This window comes from Bradyrhizobium sp. 14AA (genome assembly GCF_054185205.1).
Genome location: NZ_JAVAYM010000067.1, coordinates 1 through 1,492 on the forward strand (window position 1 = coordinate 1; position 1,492 = coordinate 1,492).

At 58.5% G+C, this 1,492-nt stretch carries 1 protein-coding gene; it reads left to right on the forward strand.

The features are described 5' to 3' along the window. Window positions 1-88 precede the first annotated feature (88 nt). Window positions 89-1,114 (forward strand): IS110 family RNA-guided transposase, encoded by a 1,026-nt coding sequence (locus tag RAD15_RS43325; protein ID WP_458184783.1) that lies wholly within the window; start codon window positions 89-91, stop codon window positions 1,112-1,114. The last annotated feature ends 378 nt before the right edge of the window (window positions 1,115-1,492 follow it).

A 1,492-nucleotide genomic window follows, 5' to 3' on the forward strand; every position in this document is an offset into this window, starting at 1 on the left:
ACGATGACGTAATTGCGGTCAGCGCTCGCGGCCACGAAAGCTCCGTTATCGTCGAGCTCTCGCAATCAAGCGATTCGGAGGAGCTGTCATGAGGCAATACGTCGGTCTGGATGTCTCGCAAAGAGAGACTTCGGTTCGCGTGGTCAACGAGACTGGTCAGGCGATTTTTGAAGGAAGGGCCAAGTCTGATCCCGGGGATCTGTCCAAGCTGCTTCGCAAGCATGCGCCATTCGCGGAGCGGATCGGCTTTGAGACGGGCGCGATGGCAAGCTGGCTTTGGCACGAGCTTCGTAGGGTTGAACTCCCCGTCGTTTGCATCGATGCAAGGCATGCACACGCAGCACTGTCGGTCCGCATGAACAAGAGCGACCGGAATGATGCTCGGGGCCTTGCCGAACTGGTGCGGGTTGGATGGTATCGAGAAGTCAAAATCAAGAGCGAAGAGAGCCAGAAGGTTCGAGCGATCCTTGTCGCGCGATTCCGCCTCGTATCCATACGCCGGGATATTGAGAACCAGGTCCGAAGTCTGATCAAGGAATGTGGGTTACTCTTCCCTCGCGCGATTGGCCAACAGTTCCGTAACCAGGTCGGCGAGCTATTGGGCGAAGATCATCAACTCCTCAACGTGATCGCGCCGCTCCTGTCGATTCATGAGCAGATCTGCCAGCAGCAGAACAAATTCGACGACGAGGTCCGCCGATTGGCGAAGTCTGACGAGACGACGCGTCGCCTGATGACGGTCCCTGGTGTTGGCGTGGTGACTGCCTTGACGTTCCGCCATACGATCGATGACCCGTCCCGCTTCCGATCGGCCTCGGCAGTCGGCGCATATCTCGGCCTCACACCTCGGCGCAACCAGTCTGGTGAAACAGACACTAGTGGCAAGATATCCAGATGGGGCGACAGGCTTCTCCGAACTTACTTGTTCGAGGCAGCGACCGTCCTTCTCTATCGGACCAAAAAATGGTCTTCCCTCAAGGCCTGGGGAATGAAGCTGGCGAAGCGCATCGGTATGAAAAAGGCAAAGGTCGCCATTGCCCGCAAGATCGCAGTGATCCTCCACTGCATTTGGGTCGATGGCACGTCGTTCGACTGGGGCCACGCGCCGGCCTGACCTTATTTTGTAAGCTCCTGGCCTGGTCCGCCGGGCCGGCGATGTCCCGCTGGGACGGTGGTCGTGGTGACCTCGGTCAATCGGCTGGTGGCGGCTCGTCCGCACGCCGTTGCAAACGATGAGGCGCCCGATCCGGACATCATCATGAGGCGCGTGCGACCTCGGAAAGGACCATGACCCCAGCGACGGGCAGCGGATCGTTGAAATTTAGGTGACGGCTAATCGACCAATACTATCGAGCTGGCTATCGATCTACCAGCCGCGCTCGCCCCGTCTCCGCAACCCCGACCCGCTTCAACGGGCCGAGCGCTACCGTCTTGCCGTATGGCCTCAAAAAGAGAGTTGACATCAATCCGCAATTAAAGGGCCGATTGACAT

Bases quoted from the DNA above. Each gene is read 5' to 3' on its own strand.
- RAD15_RS43325 (WP_458184783.1), top strand. From the start codon at position 89: ATGAGGCAATACGTCGGTCTGGATGTCTCGCAAAGAGAGACTTCGGTT.